We start from the raw sequence: 19695 nt of genomic DNA on the forward strand, positions 1-19695 counted from the left end.
GCCCTACTCCGCCAGACTTGGTTTGGTGAGACCCGGTTTGGTGACGCCGTCTTCCGCTGCTGCGCTGATTTCGTCCGCGGCGAGTTGCTCCCGCCGGCCCGCCCACCAGTCCTTGACGGTGCCGACGATACCTTTCGGCAGCAGCAGCGTCACCAGAATGAACAGTGCGCCCAGCATGAACAGCCAGTACGGCGCGAGCACGCCGGACGTGAACACCGTCTTCGCATAGTTCACGACGATGGCGCCGAGCGCAGCGCCGGTTAGCGTGCCGCGGCCGCCGACCGCCACCCAGATGACGGCCTCGATCGAATTGCCGGGGGCGAATTCGCCGGGATTGATGATGCCGACCTGCGGGACGTACAGCGCTCCGGCTACGCCGGCCATGCAGGCCGACAGGGTGAACACGAACAGCTTGTAGTTTTCGACACGGTACCCGAGGAAGCGCGTGCGGGATTCCGCATCGCGGATCGCGATCAGCACCTTGCCCAGCTTGGATGTGACGACGGCGCGGCAAATCAGGAATGCGAGGGCCAGCGCGATACAGGACAGGATGAACAGCACGGCGCGCGTCCCCTGCGCCTGCACATTGAAGCCGAGAATGTCCTTGAAATCGGTCAGGCCGTTATTGCCGCCAAAGCCGAAGTCGTTGCGGAAGAACGCCAGCAGCAGCGCGTAGGTCATCGCCTGGGTAATGATCGACAGATACACACCGGTGACGCGGGAACGGAACGCCAGCCAGCCGAAGCAGAAGGCGAGCAGTCCCGGCACCAGCAGCACCATCAGCGCCGCGAACCAGAACATGTCGAAGCCGTACCAGTACCACGGCAGCGCCTTGTAGTTCAGGAACACCATGAAGTCCGGCAGCACCGGGTTGCCATAGACGCCGCGCGAACCGATTTGCCGCATCAGGTACATGCCCATCGCGTAACCGCCGAGCGCGAAGAACGCGCCGTGGCCGAGCGAGAGAATGCCGCAATAGCCCCAGATCAGGTCGATCGAGAGCGCGAGAATGGCGTAGCAAAGATACTTTCCGAACAGCGCCATCAGATAGGTCGGCACCTGCAAGGGCGACGACGCCGGCAACAGCAGATTCGACAGCGGAACGAGAATGCCGACAGCGGCGACGATCAGCAGAAAGACCGTCGCGCTCTTGTTGAGCGAGCGTGTGAGCAGGTACGGCATCATGCTTCCACCGACCGGCCCTTGAGCGCGAACAGGCCGCGCGGCCGCTTCTGGATGAACAGAATGATGAGCACCAGAATGGCAATCTTGCCGAGCACCGCCCCCGCCACCGGCTCGAGGAACTTGTTGGCCATGCCGAGCGTCAGTGCGCCGACCAGGGTGCCCCAGAGATTTCCGACGCCGCCGAACACCACCACCATGAACGAGTCGATGATGTAGCTCTGGCCGAGATTGGGGCTGACGTTGTCGATCTGCGACAGCGCCACGCCCGCGATACCTGCGATGCCGGAACCGAGACCGAAGGTGAGCGCATCGACGCGCGAGGTGGCGATGCCCATCGACGCCGCCATCCGGCGGTTCTGCGTGACCGCGCGCATTTCAAGCCCGAGGCTGGTGAAGCGCAGCATGCCGAGCAGAATGAAGAACACAGCAATGGTGAAGACCACGATCCAGAGCCGGTTGTAGGTGATGGTCATCTGGCCGATCTCGAACGCGCCGCTCATCCACGACGGGTTGCCGACTTCGCGGTTGGTCGGACCGAACATGGTGCGGACCGCCTGCTGCAGCACCAGCGACAATCCCCAGGTCGCGAGCAGGGTCTCCAGCGGGCGTCCATAGAGAAAGCGGATGATGGTCCGCTCGATGATCACGCCAATGAGTCCCGCTACAAGGAAGGCGAGCGGCACGGCGATCAGCAGCGAGTAATCGAACAGGGCGGGATTGGTGGTGCGGATCAGTTCCTGGACCACGAAGGTGACGTAAGCGCCGATCATCACCATCTCGCCGTGCGCCATGTTGATGACACCCATCACGCCGAAGGTGATGGCAAGGCCGATAGCCGCCAGCAGCAGCACCGAGCCGAGCGACAGGCCATACCATGCGTTCTGCGCGGTGGCCCAGATCGCGAGGTTGCTCTGGATCGAACTGATCGCGGACGCCGAGACGCGTCCAAGCGCGGACGCCGGATCGAACGACAGGCCCGTCAACAGCGCCAGCGCTTCCTGATCGCCGCGATCCCGGATCACCGAGATCGCATCGAGCTTGTCGGCTTCGGAGGCCTTCGGATCGAACAGCACGATCGCGGCCTTGGCCTCAGCAAAGGCCCGCTTCGCGCCGCTGTTGGTTTCCTTCTGCAGCGCGCCTTCAATGACCGGCAGGAATGCGGCGTCATGTGTCTTGAAAACGGATTGCGCCGCCTGAATACGCCTGGCGGGATCGGGAGACAGCAGCGTCAATCCGCCGAGCGCGGCCTCAACGGTGCGGCGCAGGCGATTGTTGAGTCGTACCGCTACAGCGCCCGATGGCGCGGTCGCAGCCTCTCCGGTCGCGGCGTCGGTGACCTTGCCGCTCTTGTCCTTGACGAAAACCTTCCTGCTCTGCGGATCGGCCAGCAGGCGGCCATCCTGAAGCGCGTCGATGATCGGAAATGCGAGCGGATTGCCGCTGGTCGCGAGCGCGCCGACGGCGGCTTCGGTATCGGAAAATGAATCGTTGGCGAATTGCGCGACGGCATCTTCAAAGGGACCAGCCAGCACCGGCACGCCCGAGACGATCATCAATATCAGCGCAATGGCTGCCGCACGGCAGCGATGAAGACATGAGAAAAACACGTGACAACCCCGGCAGAGGTGAGAGGAAGGCGGCGACTGCCGCCGCCTTCCGGTCGTTTCAGGTCAGAGCGCGATGCGCCTTGGATGCATCACGCTGCGTGACGTTGCTCAGGAACCCTGACCACCGCACTTGTTGGTCTTGGTGTTGAAGTTGCCGCACTTCTTGCCGACCCAGTCGCCGATCAGGTCCTTGGAGCCGTCGAGCTCCTTCGACCAGGCGTCGCCGGCGACGAGGCCAGGGGTCTTCCACACCACGTCGAACTGGCCATCGGCTTTGATTTCGCCGATGAACACAGGCTTGGTGATGTGATGGTTCGGAAGCATTTCCGACACGCCGCCAGTGAGGTTCTTGGCCTTGGTGCCGGGAAGAGCGTCGATCACCTTATCGGCGTCAACCGAACCGGCCTTCTCGACAGCCTTCACCCACATCTCGAAGCCGATCACATGCGCTTCCATCGGATCGTTGGTCACGCGCTTCGGGTTCTTGGTATAGGCCTGCCAAGACTTGATGAAAGCCTCGTTCTCTGGCGTCTTGATCGACTGGAAGTAGTTCCAGGCGGCGAGATGGCCGAGCAGCGGCTTGGTATCGATGCCGGCGAGTTCTTCTTCACCGACCGAGAACGCGACGACTGGAATATCGGTCGCCTTGATGCCCTGGTTGCCGAGTTCCTTGTAGAACGGAACGTTGGCGTCGCCGTTGATGGTCGAAACCACCGCCGTCTTCTTGCCAGCCGAACCGAACTTCTTGATGTCGGCCACGATGGTCTGCCAGTCACTATGACCAAACGGCGTGTAGTTGATCATGATGTCTTCGGCCTTGACGCCCTTCGACTTCAGATAGGCCTCGAGGATCTTGTTGGTGGTGCGCGGATAGACGTAGTCGGTACCGGCCAGAACCCAGCGCTGCACCTTCTCTTCCTTGGCGAGATAGTCGACCGCAGGGATCGCCTGCTGGTTCGGCGCCGCACCGGTGTAGAACACGTTGCGCTCGCTCTCTTCACCCTCGTACTGCACCGGGTAGAACAGGATCGAGTTCAGTTCCTTGAACACCGGCAGCACAGACTTGCGCGACACCGAGGTCCAGCAGCCGAACACCACGGACACCTTGTCCTTGGTGATCAGTTCGCGGGCCTTTTCCGCGAACAGCGGCCAGTTCGACGCCGGATCGACCACGACGGCCTCGAGCTTCTTGCCGAGAACGCCGCCCTTCTTGTTCTGCTCATCGATAAGGAAAAGCACCGTATCCTTCAGCGTGGTTTCGCTGATGGCCATTGTTCCGGAAAGCGAATGAAGGACGCCGACCTTGATGGTCTCCTGCGCCTTGGCCCCGCCGATCGTGGCAAGACCTAAAAAAAGACCCGCAGTTGCGGCCAGCCATTTACGGCGGCTGAACGGTGCAACTGCAGCGCTGCTGAAATGCGTAGTCATGCGATGTCATCTCCCTGACGCAGACGTGAAACGCTGTGCGACGGCCCTCGGCCGGCGGCGTTAAGGGAATCGCAAGAACTATGCCATGGGACAGATTTGCCTAATTATTTGATTTCTAATGGATAAATCGAATTTCAGTTTGACGTGTATTTTGCCTGCTCATTTTTCAGCCAGCTGAACTGACCTTGCTTTTGGCAATTGCATAAAAATTCATCATAAAATCCTCATTGTCTACAATTCGGGCAGGAAACGGTGCCGCATGTTCGGGTTTGTTGAGCTTCCCGGCTCCAGTTACCGCTATGCGGTCGATTTCACCTTGAAAGCGCCGTGTTCCTGTTCCATATGAGCGCCACGACCTTGAGAATCATCGGGTCCTTGCGAGCCGCGTGTACTGATCCCGTTCAACGGTTTCTGGCTTGCCCCTTCAGCTAACCGAAACCGACGCCCCAGACACGCGGGTGTCTCCGACACCCGCCCGCACCTGGCACTCCGTCGGGCGCGCGTTGCGACTCATAGAAAGATACCCTTTTGACCTCCTTCCAGGATTTCGGCCTCGCCGATCCCATCTCGCGTGCTCTTAAAGAAGAAAATTACGTCACGCCCACCCCCATTCAGGCCCAGACCATTCCGATCGCGATCACCGGACGCGACGTTATCGGCATCGCGCAGACCGGCACCGGCAAGACCGCGTCCTTCGCGCTTCCGATCCTGCACCGCCTGCTGGAAAACCGTATCAAGCCGCAGCCCAAGACCTGCCGCGTGCTGGTGCTCAGCCCCACCCGCGAACTCTCCGGTCAGATCCTCGACAGCTTCAACGCTTACGGGCGCCATATGCGCCTGACCTCGGCGCTGGCGATCGGCGGCGTTCCGATGGGCCGCCAGGTCCGCTCCGTGATGCAGGGCATTGAGGTCATGGTGGCAACACCGGGCCGGCTGCTCGACATGGTCCAGGGCAATGCCCTCAAGCTCAATCAGGTCGAATTCCTTGTGCTCGACGAAGCCGACCGCATGCTTGACATGGGCTTCATCAACGACATCCGCAAAATCGTCGCCAAGCTGCCGACCCGGCGCCAGACGCTGTTCTTCTCGGCGACCATGCCGAAGGACATCGCCGATCTCGCCGACCAGATGCTGAACAACCCGGCGCGCGTCGCTGTGACCCCGGTGTCTTCCACCGTCGAGCGCATCACGCAGAAGGTCCTCCAGGTCGATCACTCGGCAAAGCCCGCCATTCTGGCGCAGATCCTCAAGACCGAGCAGGTCAACCGCGCGCTGGTGTTCACCCGCACCAAGCACGGCGCCGACAAGGTTGTGAAAGGCCTCGTAAAAGCGGGTATTCCTGCCGAAGCTATTCACGGCAACAAGTCGCAGAACCATCGCGAGCGCGTGCTGGCGGCGTTCCGCACCGGCGACATCCGCACGCTGGTCGCAACCGATATCGCGGCGCGCGGCATCGACGTGGACGGTATTAGCCATGTCATCAACTTCGACCTGACCAACGTTCCGGAAACCTACGTTCACCGCATCGGCCGCACCGCGCGCGCCGGCGCTGACGGCACCGCGATTTCGCTGGTGGCCGGCGGCGAGGAGCTTGGCTATCTGCGCGACATCGAAAGGCTGATCAAGGTCACCCTGCCGAAGGAAGACCGCCGGACGCCGGGACATCAACAGCGTCCCGCCGCAGCCGCGCCCGCGCAGCATCACCGTCCGGCACGGTCAGGTGGTCACGGCCACAACGGACACAGCCCACGTGCGAATGACGGCGCCCCCGGATCGAAGGGTCCGCGCCGCCGCCGTCGTCCGGGTGGAGGCGCTCCCGCGCAAGCGAACCGCTTCGAGGGCAATCGCCATGAGCAATCCCGGCCGTCACAGGGTGGCAAGAGCGAGGGTATTCAGGGCGTCGCCTTCTTGCATCGTGAAAGCCGTCCGGCGCAAAATCAGCCCAATCGGAATCAGCGCCCGCAGCGGTCCTGAACCGGACCTGCGGACAGAATTAGCGAACTTGATTAGAAGGACTTGGAGACCCCTATGGCCAAAGAAGAGTTGATCCAGTTCGAAGGACTGGTGACCGAAATTCTTCCCGACGCACGCTATCGCGTCCAGCTCGATGCCGGACATGAGATCGTGGCCTACACCGCCGGGAAGATGAAGAAGAACCGCATCAAGACGCTGGCAGGCGACCGGGTGACCATCGAAATGTCACCCTACGATCTCGAGAAAGGCCGCCTGATTTTCCGGCACAAGGACGAGCGCCCCGGTGGGGCCGGCGGACCTCCCCGCGGCACCCCGCCGCGCGGCCAGTTTCGCCGCAGATAAGCGGGTTTCTCCGCATCATACGGATCGCGCATGGCACGCGTCATGCGCGATCTCCTGCTTCCGGAGCACGCTGGACGGGCATCAAAAATCCGCACCCGTCAGGATTGTTTCGGGGGCCATTTTCACGTAATATTGAGATATCGATCTTCGGCCGGACGACATAGCTATCCACCGGTACAGCCGGTTTAGACGCTGACGACCTCATCCAAATTTCGATCTCACCAGCCCATTTAGACGTGGGCTTTGACGATATCTATCTTGAGAAGGACTACCTGCGTGAGCATGGGAACAGTGAAGTGGTTCAACGCGACTAAGGGTTACGGTTTCATTCAGCCTGACGATGGCGGAAACGACGTGTTCGTTCACATCAGCGCCGTCGAGCGCGCTGGTCTGGGAACGCTGCGCGAAGGCCAGAAGATCAGCTACGAAATCGTTGCCGATCGCCGTTCGGGCAAGTCGTCGGCCGACAATCTTCGCGCCGCCGGTTAACTGAAATTCTTGCGGCTCACGCCGCAGGACATTCAGAACCGAGAACCAGATATTGAAAAGGCCGTGCGGATCGCACGGCCTTTTTGTTTTGGCGCCTGAAAAGCTGCTTTGCGATCAGCTTGTATAAGTCACCGTGTCGGACTGGCGAGGCCGGGTGTAGCAGTCCTCAGACAGCGGCACGTTGGTCTTGATGATGTATCCGGTGATCGGCGTGAAGGTGTAAGTCACCTCGCTCCAGATCAACTGCGTGTTCGCGACAAGAAGATCGGCCGGGATCGTTGTGATGACTGTATCCTTGGCATAGCCGGTCGTGACCGTGACAGAGCTGGCGCCGTTGACCGCGCCGGAATAGCTCCAGACCACCTTCGCCTTCTTCGATGCATCGATGCTGACCGCGGATATCTTCTGCGTCATTGTCGCCGGCGTGACGGCGTACGGTGTCATGATGGCGCTGCCCATCTTGAAGAAATTCGAGATGTCCGTGGACGATACTTTTGTGCCCTGCGACACAAGGTCGGACAGCGTGCGCGCGGTCAGCGTCACCTTGCGGTCGATGGCGACCCCGCTCGAAACGTCGATCATTCCGAGCATGAGCGTCAGCATCAACGGCAAGATGAACGCGAACTCGACGGCGGCCACGCCGCGCCTGTCGTTACCGAACCGAACTGCGAGCCGGCGGCCGCGGAGAACATGCCTGAAAAGCGAAATCAGTTTCATGATTGTTCGTCCTCAAGGCTCGACGCGGAACGCAGCCGTCGCCGCGAGGAGGCGCTTGCTGTTCGACGTGTTGCGTCCGATGTTTGCGATGTTGTAGCCAAGCCCGGTGACGAACATCGGCCACTGATAAAAAGCGCGGACGACCACGGTGGCGGCGCTACCGGCGGGCGTCGTCTGATAGCTGAAGTTGTTGACGAAGTTTCCAGATCCATCGATCGGGTCGGTGATGTTGACCGTCGCTCCCTCGGCGAATGACTTCACATCGACATAGATGCCGTCGCAGCTGAACATCACGCTGATGCGGTCGCAGAGATCCTGCTTGAACTGGGCCTGCGTCATGCCGGCATCCTGCGCCTGGTGCGTCAGCATCAGGCGCGCTGAATTCTGTGTACCGGTCTCAAGGATCTGCGCGGCGAAAAATACCATCGCCGTTTCCATGACGGCGAAAAGCAGCACGAAGAAGATCGGAGCGACAAACGCGAATTCGGTGGCGGCCGAAGCGCGCCTGTCGCGGCGAAACCGGCGCAGCGCCTTGTTGATCGCGGTCATGGATGTCGCGGGGTGAGGCATCGGGCTATCCTAAGCATGCAGCGGAAATAACTACCGCCGAGAATAGCCGACAGAGATTGTTGAATGCTTGCGCCGGATACGAACAACATCCGGCGCGGAATTAACCGGCTGTTAAGGAATCAATCCGGTCTCAGGGCCGCGCGCCAGCAGCGCTGGCCTGGTTGTTCAGCACGTTGGTCTGGCCGAGGGCGGTTTCGAAGTAGGTCCGCCCGTCACCGAGAGTCACACGCCGCTGGCAATCAGGTGTGCAGCTATAGGATTCGCGCTCCAGGCCGCGATACACGGTGACCATCTTGTCCGCCGGACCTTCAACCTGAATGGAGCGGCTGGCCAGAACCTCGCCGGCGCGATCCATGGCGATCATGTTGGTCGAGCCGTAGCCCTTGCCGGTGACAACCACCATCCCGCCGGGCTGAAGGTTAACGTCTGCGATCAGGGGGTTTCCGACCACGATGGTCGCGACTTTCTCGGGCAGTTTGACCACCTTTGCCTGATCCACAAAAACCGCAACGGGTTCATCGCCGGTACCGGCGAATGTCGCGATCGGGAACATCAGGAAGCCAGCAACAAGAAAGCGCAGCGCTACGGCTTTATGCACGTAACGGCGCGAGACATTGATCGACATACTCTACTCCGGGGCGTGTACAAGCCGGCAAAAGCGATACGCAGCGGTGCCGGCGCCCGACATGGCAAATCTGCCGTTAATTGATGAACGAACTGCAAACGGCTTGCAGACATCGGCCGGAACGGATCGTTGAGTACCTGCAATTACAGGTTGTCTGTTAAGCAGGAACTCACCCCTCTTTCGCTTTTTGCAATCATGTTAAGGAACTGGAACTTTTACCGGCTCTAGGTTCCTCGCCGGGAACTCAATCGGTTCTCTTTTCAGAATGCTCGTTTCGACATTCAACGCATAGATGGAGAATTGGATATGACGCTCGTTGTCCGCTTCCTCAAGAATGAGTCCGGCGCGACTGCAATCGAGTATGGCCTGATCGCAGCCGGCATTGCGCTCGCGATCATTGCCGCAGTGAACGGTCTCGGCACCACCCTCAACACCAAGTTCACCAATATCAACGCTTCGATCAACTAACGGGGAGCACGTGGGTTCATAAAGGCCTCGGGAAACCGGGGCCTTTGTTTCATCCGGCTGTTCGAGCCGGCTCCTGGACTGTGCCAGCGAAACCCGCCCTATTCGTACAATGCCGTTAAACCAGCATTTACCGTCCGCAAGAAGAAGCGGATACCTCAGTCTTTCGGCAATCGAATTAACTGCGCTGCAATTCCTGCTGCGTAGGTTGACCCTATGGTCACGGTGGTTTCCGCCCCCGCAACGGCCAGAGTTCTACAGCCACGTGTACAAATGGAGTTATAGATGACCAAGCTCGTTGCTCGCTTCGTCAAGGACGAATCCGGCGCCACCGCGATTGAGTACGGCCTGATTGCCGCGGGTATTGCGCTCGCGATCATCGCTGCCGTGAACGGCCTCGGCACCACGCTGAACAGCAAGTTCACCAACATCAACGCTTCGATCAAGTAATCGGTCGGGTTTCGATAAAAAAAGGGGCTTCGGGAAACCGGAGCCCTTTTTTGTGTCCGCGCCACTCCGACGGAACTGTGTAAAGCGTATGAAACCGTCTTCTGCCGAGAAACGTTCGAATTTCGGGCACTTGTTTGTATCGCTTTCCCGCGAAGAGCCGATCCGGCTGGTCTGCGCGGGTCTTGTCCTCGCCTGCCTCGCGGCCTTGTTCCGGATCGTCAGCATCTGGCCCGGCGCGTTTTAGTATTGTTCATTTCTGCCGGGTAGCCTGCCGTTCGCTCAACCGGACCGAGTTCCTGCGGCTCAATCTGTCAGACCCGGCAACCCCATGATCCTCGATCTCGCGCGCGTCTTCCTGTTTCCCGCCTTGATGGCCTTCGCCGCCGCGAGCGATCTCTTCACGATGACGATTCCCAACCGGATCTCGCTGCTGCTGGTGGCGGGTTTCTTCGTGCTGGCCGGGTTCAGCGGCATGCCGCTGTCCGAGATCGGGATGCATGTGGCGGCCGGTCTGACGGTGCTGGTCATCGCGTTTGCCTGCTTCGCCTTCGGATGGATGGGCGGCGGCGATGCCAAGGTCGCGGCCGCTGCCGGGCTCTGGTTCGGGTTTCCGCCTCTCGCCAGCTACCTTGTCTATGCGTCCCTGTTCGGCGGTGCGCTGACACTTTTGATGCTTCAGTTCCGGCAGTGGCCACTGCCGTACTCACTGATTTCGCAGGAATGGCTGCAACGGCTGCACCGCAAGGACAGCGGCATTCCGTACGGTATCGCCCTCGCTCTCGGTGCGCTGATGATCTATCCCGAGACCGAATGGATGAAGGCCGTCGATCTCACCCGCTTCATCGGCCACTGAACCCGTCGCCGCTCTGAACCAGAAACCTGCTTCAGTCACAGCGCTCACTGGCAACATGCTGGAGAAGCTCGCGGACTTGCAGGCCGCCGCACGATGGCAACATCTCATTAACGCGATTTAGATACGCCTCATTAACCATGCTTTGACGTTTAGCTGGTCAAATCCGACCACAGCGACAGGTCCGTCGCGGCGTGATGTGGAAAGTGAAAGCGTATGAATACCGCGCGGATTGTCGTCCTGGCCATTGCCGTCTGCGCCGGCGGCGCGGCTGCATATCTTGCAAGCGGCTCCGATCCGAAGCCGGTTGCGGCGCCAACGACAATGGACACCACCGACGTACTAGTTGCCCGCACCGACATCCCGCTCGGCCAGACCGTTACGCCCGATGATATTGCGTGGCAGAACTGGCCGTCGTCGACCGCAAGCTCCAACTTCATCCGCCGCAACGATCAGCCCGAAGCCATGACCCAGATCGTTGGGTCGATCGCGCGTTCGCCGTTTCTCGCGGGCGAACCGATCCGCGAGACAAAGCTCGTCAAGGGCAACGGTTCCGGCTTCATGGCCGCTATCCTGCCGACCGGCATGCGCGCGATCTCGACGGAAATCTCGCCGGAAACCGGCGCCGGTGGTTTCATCCTGCCCAACGACAAGGTCGACGTCATTCTCACCAAGCGCGAGAGAGTCGCCAGCCGCACCGGCACGAATGACGTCATCAACTCCGAAATCATCCTGACCAACATCCGCGTTCTCGCCATCGACCAGACAGTCGGAGAAAAGGACGGGCAGAAGGTCGTGGTCGGCAAGACTGCGACACTCGAATTGAAGCCTGAGCAGGCGGAATCGCTCGCGCGTGCGCGGCAGTCAGGCACCTTGTCGCTCGCATTGCGCAGTCTGGTCGACGCCAACCGCAACGACATCAATATCGACGACGGCAGCAAGAGCGACAGCGTCAATGTCGTTCGCTACGGCGTTTCCACGCAAATGACGACACGGAAGTGATCGAGAGGACCGGCATGACGAGGCGAGAGGGACATCAGGCACCTGTGCGGACCTTCATGGTGCGTGCCCTGTCGTTTGCCGCGGTTTCCGCGCTGACGCTGAACCCGGTCATGTCGCCGGTGATCGCGAGCGATTACCGCGTCCCCGCGGCTGCGGCCGTCGCATCGAATGCTGGCCAGTTGAATGCACGCTTCCTGCCGCTCGGCATCGGCAAGTCCGTTGTCATCGACCTGCCGCGCGACATCAAGGACGTTCTGGTTGCGGACCCCAAGATCGCCAATGCCGTGGTGCGCTCCGCGCAGCGCGCCTACATTATCGGCGCGGCAGTCGGCCAGACCAACATCGTTTTCTTCGACACGTCGGGCCAGCAGATCGCCGCTTACGATATCGCAGTGACGCGCGACCTCAATGGCGTGCGCGCCGCGCTGAAGCAGTCGTTCCCGCTGTCCGACATCCGGATTGAAGGCGTCGGCGACGGCGTCGTGCTGTCGGGCTTTGCCGCCAGCCCTATCGAGGCGCAGCAGGCCCAGGAAATGGCCGCGCGTCTGGCCGGCGGCCCCGAAAAGGTCGTGAACAGCATCGCGGTCCGCGGCCGCGATCAGGTGATGCTGAAAGTCACCGTGGCGGAAGTTCAGCGCGACATCATCAAGCAATTGGGCGTCGATCTCAGCGCCACGATGAACTACGGCACCGCAGTGGTGAACTTCAACAACACGAATCCGTTCACTGCATATGGCCGCCCGCTTGTCGCCGGCAATAGCCTGGTCGGTGCGGCGGGTCAGGCAACAAACCTGCTCGGTCAGCGCGTCCCCGCGGTCACCGCAACGCTACGCGCAATGGAAACCGCCGGGGTCGTCCGCACGCTCGCCGAACCGAACCTCACGGCGATTTCGGGCGAATCCGCAACCTTTGTCGCAGGCGGCGAGTTCCCACTGCCCAAGGGATACACCTGCGACCCCGTCTCGCGTGCGTGTACCACCCAGATCGATTTCAAGAAATTCGGCATCACCCTGAACTTCACGCCCATCGTCCTGACCGAAGGACGGATCAGCCTGCGCGTGCTGACCGAAGTCTCCGAACTTTCGCCCGACAACTCGATCACGCTCGATCAGTCGGGAAACACCCTTACGATTCCTTCGATCAAGACCCGTCGTGCCGAAACCACCCTCGAAATTCCCTCGGGCGGTTCTATGGCGATGGCCGGACTGATTCAGGAGCAAACCAAGCAGGCCATCAACGGTCTGCCCGGACTCTCGCAGGTGCCGGTGCTCGGAACGCTGTTCCGCAGCCGCGACTACGTCAATCGCAACACCGAACTCATGGTGCTGGTTACCCCGTTCGTGGTCCGCGCGGTCGCGCAGAAGGACCTGTCGCGTCCTGACGACGGCTTCGCCGACGCCGCCGATCCGCAGTCGGATCTGCTCGGCAACATCAACCGCATCTATGGCGTTCCCGGACGCGTTGAGCCCGGCCGCAAGTACCGCGGCACCTACGGCTTCATCACCGACTGAGATGGGACAAGGACAGTAGCAATGACGACGAGAGTACCCAATCTCAAGCGCAGCCTGCGGATCGCAGTCGCTCTTCTCGGGGCGTCTGCCGCGTTAGGGGCCTGCACGCATACCGATCAGGACACGCCCACCAGCAGCATCCCGCTCGACTACCGCCAGCGTCATCCCATCGTGGTTCAGGAAGCGAACCGCACCACCGAAGTCTTTGTCGGCACCGGCCGGGGCGGTCTCACTGCCGCGCAGCGATCGGATATCACCGGTCTCGCCGAGACCTGGCTGCGCGAAGGCACCGGCGGCATCATCATCGACATGCCGACCAATACGCCGAACGCGCGCGTGGCAAACGACTCGCTGCGTGAGATTCAGGCTATCCTGGCTGCCGCCGGCGTGCCGTCGCGCGGCATCACCGTCAGGAATTATCGGCCCACGGATCCCCGGCTGTTTGCGACCATCCGCGTCAACTATCCGCGCATCGTGGCGGATGCCGGTCCATGCGGTGTTTGGCCGGAAGACCTCGGCCCTTCAATCAAGAACAAGGGCTATTACGATAACCGGCCGTATTACAACCTCGGCTGTGCGAGCCAGCGCAATCTGGCCGCGATGGTCGACAATCCGTCCGATCTCGTCCAGCCGCGCGCCGAAACCCCGGCCTACACGCCTCGCCGCAGCGTGGCCTTCGACAAGTATCGCAAGGGCACGACCACGACGACTGCATATCCGGAAGCCGACAAGGCCAAACTGAGCGAAGTGGGCAAATGATCAGTTACGCGCGTCAGGATCAGGAGGACGGGACGGCCTCGACCGCCGCCGAGGAGCATATTGCACCGGCGCCGCGCGTTTCCGTCCAGGCGTTCTGCGAAACCGTCGAAACCGCAGCAGCCGTGCAGGCCGCCGGCGAGGACCGCCGGCTGGACAAGGCGCATCTCAAGATTCAGATGGGCGGCATGACGGCCGCCATCGAGGCATACCGGACAGCGCCGACCCCGAACGTCATCCTGCTCGAAACCGAGGGCCGCAACGACATCCTTTCGGGTCTTGATCAGCTGGCAACGGTTTGCGACGCGGGCACGCGCGTGATCGTGATCGGCCGCGTCAACGATGTCGTGCTGTACCGCGAACTCGTACGCCGGGGCATCAGCGACTACGTGATCGCTCCGGTTGCGCCGCTCGACGTTGTCCGCTCGATCTGTGGCCTGTTTTCGGTTCCCGAAGCCAAGGCCGTCGGCCGGATCATTGCCGTCGTTGGCGCAAAAGGCGGTGTCGGCGCGTCCACCGTCGCGCATAACGTCGCCTGGGCGATCGCGCGCGATCTCGCGCTGGATTCGGTGGTCGCCGATCTCGATCTCGCGTTCGGAACCGCCGGTCTCGATTACAACCAAGACCCGCCGCAGGGCATTGCCGACGCGGTGTTCTCTCCCGATCGTATCGACACGGCTTTCGTGGACCGCCTGCTCTCCAAGTGCACCGATCATCTCAGCCTGCTCGCCGCGCCCGCAACGCTCGACCGCGTCTACGATTTCGGTGCGGAGGCGTTCGATTCGATCTTCGATACGCTGCGAACCACGATGCCCTGCATCGTCCTTGACGTTCCGCATCAATGGTCCGGATGGACCAAGCGCGCGCTGGTCGGCGCCGACGATATCCTGATCGTCGCAACACCTGACCTCGCCAATCTGCGCAACACCAAGAACATGTTCGACACACTGAAGGCTGCCCGGCCCAACGACAGGGCGCCGCTGTACTGCATCAACCAGGCTGGCGTGCCGAAGCGGCCCGAGATCAGCACCGGCGAGTTTGCTAAGGCCATCGAAAGCCCGCCGATCGTGACAATCCCGTTCGAACCGCAGATCTTCGGGGCGGCGGCGAACAACGGGCAGATGATCGCGGAAATCGCAGCCAATCACCGCACCTCCGAGATGTTCCTGCAGATCGCGCAGCGCCTGACTGGCCGTGGCGAGGCCAAGAAGCCGCGCAATTCGTTTCTGGCGCCTTTGCTCGGAAAGCTCCGGGCCAAATAGACTTTCGCGTGGAGTACCGTCGTGTTTGGTAAGCGTAGCGGATCAGAGGCCGACGTCCGGGGCATTCAGCCCGCGGATCGCGGCCACGTGACAGCGCCCGCCGCTGCAAGGCCGGCCGTGAGCGTCGCATCGCCGCCGCTCGCGCCCGCGCGCCCTCCTGCGCCCGCACCCGTTGTCGAAGCCCGGCGCTCCGATACCTACTATCAGGTCAAGGCGACGATCTTCGGCGCGCTGATCGAGGCGATCGACCTCGCCCAGCTTGCGAAGCTTGACGTCGAGTCCGCGCGCGAGGAAATTCGCGACATCGTCAACGAGATCATCGCGATCAAGAACATCGTGATGTCGATCGCCGAGCAGGAAGAGCTGCTCGACGACATTTGCAACGACGTGCTCGGTTACGGACCGCTTGAACCGCTGCTTGCCCGCGACGACATCGCCGACATCATGGTGAATGGCGCCGGCACGGTGTTCATCGAAGTCGGCGGTAAGATCCAGAAGACCGGCATTCGCTTCCGCGACAACCAGCAGCTTCTCAATATCTGCCAGCGCATTGTCAGCCAGGTCGGCCGGCGTGTCGATGAATCCTCGCCGATCTGCGACGCCCGCCTCGCCGACGGTTCGCGCGTCAACGCGATCGTTCCTCCGCTGGCCATTGACGGCCCGGCGCTCACCATCCGCAAGTTCAAGAAGGACAAGCTGACGCTGGATCAGCTTGTCAAATTCGGCGCGATCACGCCCGAGGGCGCCCAGATCCTGCAAATCATCGGCCGTTGCCGCGCCAACGTCCTGATTTCCGGCGGCACGGGCTCCGGCAAGACCACCCTGCTGAACTGCCTGACCAACTACATCGACGAAGACGAACGCATCATCACCTGCGAAGACGCCGCGGAATTGCAATTGCAGCAGCCGCATGTCGTGCGCCTCGAAACACGCCCGCCGAACATCGAGGGCGAGGGCCAGGTGACCATGCGCGATCTGGTCAAGAACTGCCTGCGTATGCGGCCGGAACGTATCATCGTCGGCGAAGTCCGCGGACCCGAGGCATTCGATCTGTTGCAGGCGATGAACACCGGCCACGACGGATCGATGGGAACGCTGCACGCCAACAATCCCCGCGAAGCGCTGTCGCGTTGCGAATCCATGATCACCATGGGCGGCTATTCGCTGCCGTCACGCACCATTCGCGAAATGATCTGTGCTTCGATCGATGTCATCGTGCAGGCAGCCCGCCTGCGCGACGGCTCGCGCCGCATCACCCACATCACCGAAGTGATGGGGATGGAAGGCGACACCATCATCACCCAGGACATCTTCCTCTACGACCTGATGGGCGAAGATCTGAACGGCAACATTATCGGTCGGCATCGCTCGACCGGCATCGGACGTCCGAAGTTCTGGGAACGCGCACGGTACTACGGCGAGGAGAAGCGGCTCGCCGCGGCGCTCGACGCTGCCGAAGTGGCCGAGGTATAGGGAGCGCCCCATGAACATGCAGGCGCTGGCACTGGCTTTCCTCTCCGCCGTCACGGTGGGCGGACTCGCCTGGGTTTTCATCTATCCGCTACTCTCCGGCGAGAAGCAGACCGAGAAGCGCGTTCAGTCCTTTGCGCGTACCGAACCTGCATTGCGTATCGACGACCGCTCGCGGACGCGCCGCGTCCAGGTCGAAGACACGCTGAAAGAGCTTGAACAGAAGCTGGCCGAGTCCAAGAAGGTTTCGATCGAGACCCGCATCGCCCAGGCGGGCATGAACTGGACCAAGCAGCAATTCATGATCGGCTCCGGAATTCTCGGCGCGATCGCGCTGATCGGCTCCTATATGGCCGGCGCGCCTCTCCTGGCCACGCTTGGCTTTGCCATCGGCGCAGGCTTCGGATTGCCGCGCTGGGTGCTGGGCTTTCTCAAGACGCGCCGCGAAACCAAGTTTCTCGACGCGTTGCCGGATGCCGTCGACGTCATCGTCCGTGGCATCAAGGCGGGCCTTCCTTTGTTCGACTCGCTCAAGGTCGTTGCCGCCGATGCGCCGGAGCCGCTGCGCAGCGAGTTCAACGCGATTATCGAAACCCAGACCATCGGCATGCCGCTCGGCGACGCCTGTCAGCGTCTTTACGACAGGATGCCGCTTCCGGAAGCCAACTTCTTCGGCATCGTGATTGCGATCCAGACCAAGTCCGGCGGCAACCTGTCGGAGGCCCTCGGCAATCTCTCGAAGGTGCTTCGCGACCGCAAGAAGATGAAGGCCAAGATTCAGGCGATGTCGATGGAAGCCAAGGCCTCGGCCGGCATCATCGGCGCGCTGCCGCCGCTCGTGATGCTCATGGTCTACATCATGACACCCGAATACATCTCCCTGCTCTGGACCCACCCAACCGGGCGGCTGATGCTGGCGGGCTGCGTGCTCTGGATGTCGACCGGCATCCTTGTCATGAAGAAAATGATCAACTTCGATTTCTGACGAGGAACCATGGTCGATCTTCTCATCGAAAAGTTCCACGACGTCAGGTTCATGACGATGCTGATGGCGGCGATCGCCGCCGCGGCAGCCGCCTACGCGGTGGTGTCTCCGATGTTCGCCGGCGACGGGCTGGCCAAACGCATGAGAGCTGTTGCCAGCGAGCGCGAGCGGCTGCGCCAGCGCGAACGCGACCGCCTGAATCGCTCAGAGAAGGTTTCGCTGCGCCAGACGCCGAAACAGGTCGTGGCGAGAGTCGTCGAGGACTTCAACCTCGGCAAGTGGGTGGCGCAGGAAGAAGCCCGCGACAAGCTGGTCATGGCCGGCTATCGCGGCCAGGCGCCCTACGTGACCTTCCTGTTCTTCCGCCTGGTCATGCCGATTGTGTTCCTGATCGCCGCCATTCTCTACGTGTTTGTGATCTCGAACATGCAGCAGCCGACGGCGATGAAAATCGGCATGTGCCTGGGCGCAACATGGTTTGGCATGCAGGCGCCCATGCTGTTCCTGAAGAACGCCATCACCAAGCGCCAGTTGTCGATCCGGCGCGCATTTCCGGATGCGCTCGACCTGCTGCTGATCTGCATCGAATCCGGCATGTCGATCGAAGCGGCGTTTCGCCGGGTGAGCCAGGAGATCGGCAGCCAGTCGATCGCGCTTGCGGAAGAATTCTCGCTGACGACCGCGGAACTTTCCTATCTGCAGGACCGCAAGATGGCTTACGAGAATCTGGCCAAGCGCACCGGAACCGAGGGCGTGAAGTCCGTCTGTCTGGCCCTGCAACAGTCGGAGCGCTATGGCACGCCGCTGGGGCAGACCCTGCGCGTGATGGCTCAGGAAAACCGCGACATGCGCATGAACGAGGCCGAGAAGAAAGCAGCCGCCCTGCCCCCGAAACTCACCGTGCCGATGATTGTTTTCTTCCTGCCGGTGCTGTTCGTGGTCATTCTCGGGCCCACCGGCATCAAAGTCGCAGAGTATATGAAGTAATGCAGGCGGCGCCGGTCAGGCGCCGCTGCGTTATTCAACCTCAAGACATGGAAAATGAAGCGCGGCCTATGAGCGGCTGGGGTCTGCCACGGCCGTCGTGCGCGGGCCTCGTCCACCATCGCGGCTGAGCATCTGCTTCAGATAGGCGACGTTGGCTTCCGCCTCTTCGGCCGGAAGGTCCGCCTTCACGATGGTTTCGGCCTCCGCGAAGCGCCCCTGAAGCCCGACCACGAGGCCGAGATTCTGGCGAACGCGAGCGTCTGCCGAACCACGATTATAGGCCCTGCGCAGCACCGACTCGGCCTTGGGCAGATCCTTGGACAGAACATAGGACATGCCGAGGTTCGACAGCACGGACGGCTCTTCCGGCGCAATCTTCAGGGCGCTCGCATAATAGCGGCGTGCCTCGTCGTGATTGCCGAGCTGGTCGAGTGTCGTGCCCTGCACCGACAGAATGCGCCAGTCGGGATTTGCCGGCGTATGGGCGCGGGTCAGGATATCGAAGGCCTGCTGAAAGTTTCCGTTGTCCGCCAGCGCGCGGCCATAGGCCGCCAGCAGCGCCTTGTTGCCGGGATTGGCGATCGTCGCCTGCTCCAGCACGGCGACGGCCTGCTGGCGCTGCCCGTTCAGACGCAACGACTGGCCGTATTGAAGCGCCGCGGCTGCGTCGCGCGGATTGGCGCGATAGCGTTCGCCATAGGCTTCGATCTCATCGCGTGACGCAACGCCAGGCGCCGCTTCGGCACGGCCATTGAGCGATCCGGTGATGTCGGGCGAACGCGCGGTCTGGCAGCCGCCAAGGCTGGTTGCGAGGAGCGCCGCGACTGCGGCGGACCCAAAGTACCTGGCGAAACGGGATGGATTACGCATGACGCTTGGACTCGCTATCGAGGTTTGGCGAAGCCGGATGACGCCAGCAATAGACTGTTAACCCTAATGGCTGGTTAATTCGTTGAGGGGCGGCGGCGCCCGACCGCGTGCCTTCCGGTCGGAAAGACCCGTAAAAACACGATCTTGAGC

21 protein-coding genes are annotated in these 19695 nt (G+C 61.5%); 14 read left to right on the plus strand and 7 right to left on the minus strand.

Features of this window, described 5'->3' with window-relative positions; genetic code table 11:
- Nucleotides 1–3: 3 nt before the first annotated feature.
- From urtC to urtA, 3 genes are all read right to left on the minus strand, one after another.
- A complete protein-coding gene (gene urtC, locus I554_RS0107695; RefSeq protein ID WP_024576938.1) occupies nt 4–1185 on the minus strand; it encodes an urea ABC transporter permease subunit UrtC in 1182 nt (393 codons plus the stop codon).
- Complete coding sequence (gene urtB / locus I554_RS0107700; protein WP_051358615.1) at nt 1182–2738, minus strand: urea ABC transporter permease subunit UrtB; 1557 nt, start codon at nt 2736–2738, stop codon at nt 1182–1184. Before urtB ends, urtC begins: the two co-directional genes overlap by 4 nt.
- Before the next feature lie 162 nt (nt 2739–2900).
- A complete protein-coding gene (urtA, locus tag I554_RS0107705; RefSeq protein ID WP_024576940.1) occupies nt 2901–4220 on the minus strand; it encodes an urea ABC transporter substrate-binding protein in 1320 nt (439 codons plus the stop codon).
- A gap of 528 nt (nt 4221–4748) precedes the next feature.
- Here urtA and I554_RS0107710 point away from each other — a divergent pair.
- The 3 genes from I554_RS0107710 to I554_RS0107720 all read left to right on the plus strand — a co-directional run bounded on the left by I554_RS0107710 (nt 4749) and on the right by I554_RS0107720 (nt 7025).
- Nucleotides 4749–6194 (plus strand): DEAD/DEAH box helicase, encoded by a 1446-nt coding sequence (locus I554_RS0107710; RefSeq protein ID WP_024576941.1) that lies wholly within the window; start codon nt 4749–4751, stop codon nt 6192–6194.
- A 54-nt stretch (nt 6195–6248) separates the two neighbouring features.
- Complete coding sequence (infA, locus tag I554_RS0107715) at nt 6249–6536, plus strand: translation initiation factor IF-1 (protein WP_006022729.1); 288 nt, start codon at nt 6249–6251, stop codon at nt 6534–6536.
- A gap of 276 nt (nt 6537–6812) precedes the next feature.
- Nucleotides 6813–7025, plus strand: coding sequence for a cold-shock protein (locus I554_RS0107720; protein ID WP_002714433.1), 213 nt, complete (start codon nt 6813–6815; stop codon nt 7023–7025).
- Between the two features lie 114 nt (nt 7026–7139).
- On the opposite strand, the gene I554_RS0107725 is transcribed toward I554_RS0107720, so the two are convergent.
- The 3 genes from I554_RS0107725 to I554_RS0107735 form a co-directional block, all read right to left on the minus strand.
- Nucleotides 7140–7742, minus strand: a complete 603-nt coding sequence (locus tag I554_RS0107725) for a TadE/TadG family type IV pilus assembly protein (RefSeq protein WP_024576942.1) — start codon at nt 7740–7742, stop codon at nt 7140–7142.
- A 12-nt stretch (nt 7743–7754) separates the two neighbouring features.
- Complete coding sequence (locus I554_RS0107730; RefSeq protein ID WP_024576943.1) at nt 7755–8312, minus strand: TadE/TadG family type IV pilus assembly protein; 558 nt, start codon at nt 8310–8312, stop codon at nt 7755–7757.
- Nucleotides 8313–8442: 130 nt separating this feature from the next.
- Complete coding sequence (locus I554_RS0107735) at nt 8443–8937, minus strand: pilus assembly protein N-terminal domain-containing protein (protein ID WP_024576944.1); 495 nt, start codon at nt 8935–8937, stop codon at nt 8443–8445.
- A gap of 306 nt (nt 8938–9243) precedes the next feature.
- On the opposite strand from I554_RS0107735, the gene I554_RS0107740 reads away from it, so the two are divergent.
- The 11 genes from I554_RS0107740 to I554_RS0107790 all read left to right on the plus strand — a co-directional run bounded on the left by I554_RS0107740 (nt 9244) and on the right by I554_RS0107790 (nt 18675).
- Nucleotides 9244–9405: a Flp family type IVb pilin gene (locus I554_RS0107740; protein WP_024576945.1), complete on the plus strand. Its 162-nt coding sequence runs from the start codon at nt 9244–9246 to the stop codon at nt 9403–9405.
- A 282-nt stretch (nt 9406–9687) separates the two neighbouring features.
- A complete protein-coding gene (locus I554_RS0107745) occupies nt 9688–9852 on the plus strand; it encodes a Flp family type IVb pilin (protein ID WP_024576946.1) in 165 nt (54 codons plus the stop codon).
- Between the two features lie 88 nt (nt 9853–9940).
- Nucleotides 9941–10096 carry a hypothetical protein gene (locus tag I554_RS27470; RefSeq protein ID WP_192818018.1) on the plus strand — a complete coding sequence of 52 codons (156 nt, stop codon included), beginning with the start codon at nt 9941–9943 and terminating at the stop codon, nt 10094–10096.
- A gap of 84 nt (nt 10097–10180) precedes the next feature.
- Nucleotides 10181–10705 (plus strand): prepilin peptidase, encoded by a 525-nt coding sequence (locus I554_RS0107755; protein ID WP_006022734.1) that lies wholly within the window; start codon nt 10181–10183, stop codon nt 10703–10705.
- A 213-nt stretch (nt 10706–10918) separates the two neighbouring features.
- A complete protein-coding gene (cpaB, locus tag I554_RS0107760; RefSeq protein ID WP_024576947.1) occupies nt 10919–11704 on the plus strand; it encodes a Flp pilus assembly protein CpaB in 786 nt (261 codons plus the stop codon).
- A gap of 14 nt (nt 11705–11718) precedes the next feature.
- On the plus strand, nt 11719–13215 hold the full coding sequence (locus I554_RS0107765) for a type II and III secretion system protein family protein (protein WP_029659358.1): 1497 nt from the start codon (nt 11719–11721) through the stop codon (nt 13213–13215).
- Nucleotides 13216–13236: 21 nt separating this feature from the next.
- Nucleotides 13237–13974, plus strand: coding sequence for a CpaD family pilus assembly protein (locus I554_RS0107770; RefSeq protein ID WP_024576949.1), 738 nt, complete (start codon nt 13237–13239; stop codon nt 13972–13974).
- Nucleotides 13971–15233: an AAA family ATPase gene (locus tag I554_RS0107775; protein ID WP_024576950.1), complete on the plus strand. Its 1263-nt coding sequence runs from the start codon at nt 13971–13973 to the stop codon at nt 15231–15233. The genes I554_RS0107770 and I554_RS0107775 overlap by 4 nt, the downstream gene beginning before the upstream one ends.
- A gap of 21 nt (nt 15234–15254) precedes the next feature.
- On the plus strand, nt 15255–16706 hold the full coding sequence (locus tag I554_RS0107780; RefSeq protein ID WP_024576951.1) for a CpaF family protein: 1452 nt from the start codon (nt 15255–15257) through the stop codon (nt 16704–16706).
- Nucleotides 16707–16716: 10 nt separating this feature from the next.
- The gene (locus I554_RS0107785; RefSeq protein ID WP_024576952.1) at nt 16717–17688 is read left to right on the plus strand and encodes a type II secretion system F family protein; all 972 of its coding nucleotides are present in this window, start codon (nt 16717–16719) and stop codon (nt 17686–17688) included.
- 9 nt (nt 17689–17697) lie between these two features.
- Nucleotides 17698–18675 (plus strand): type II secretion system F family protein, encoded by a 978-nt coding sequence (locus tag I554_RS0107790; RefSeq protein ID WP_024576953.1) that lies wholly within the window; start codon nt 17698–17700, stop codon nt 18673–18675.
- Between the two features lie 66 nt (nt 18676–18741).
- Here I554_RS0107790 and I554_RS0107795 read toward each other — a convergent pair whose 3' ends face one another.
- A complete protein-coding gene (locus tag I554_RS0107795; protein WP_024576954.1) occupies nt 18742–19545 on the minus strand; it encodes a tetratricopeptide repeat protein in 804 nt (267 codons plus the stop codon).
- Nucleotides 19546–19695 lie beyond the last annotated feature (150 nt).

Source organism: Afipia sp. OHSU_II-C1, assembly GCF_000497575.1.
Classification (GTDB): domain Bacteria; phylum Pseudomonadota; class Alphaproteobacteria; order Rhizobiales; family Xanthobacteraceae; genus Afipia.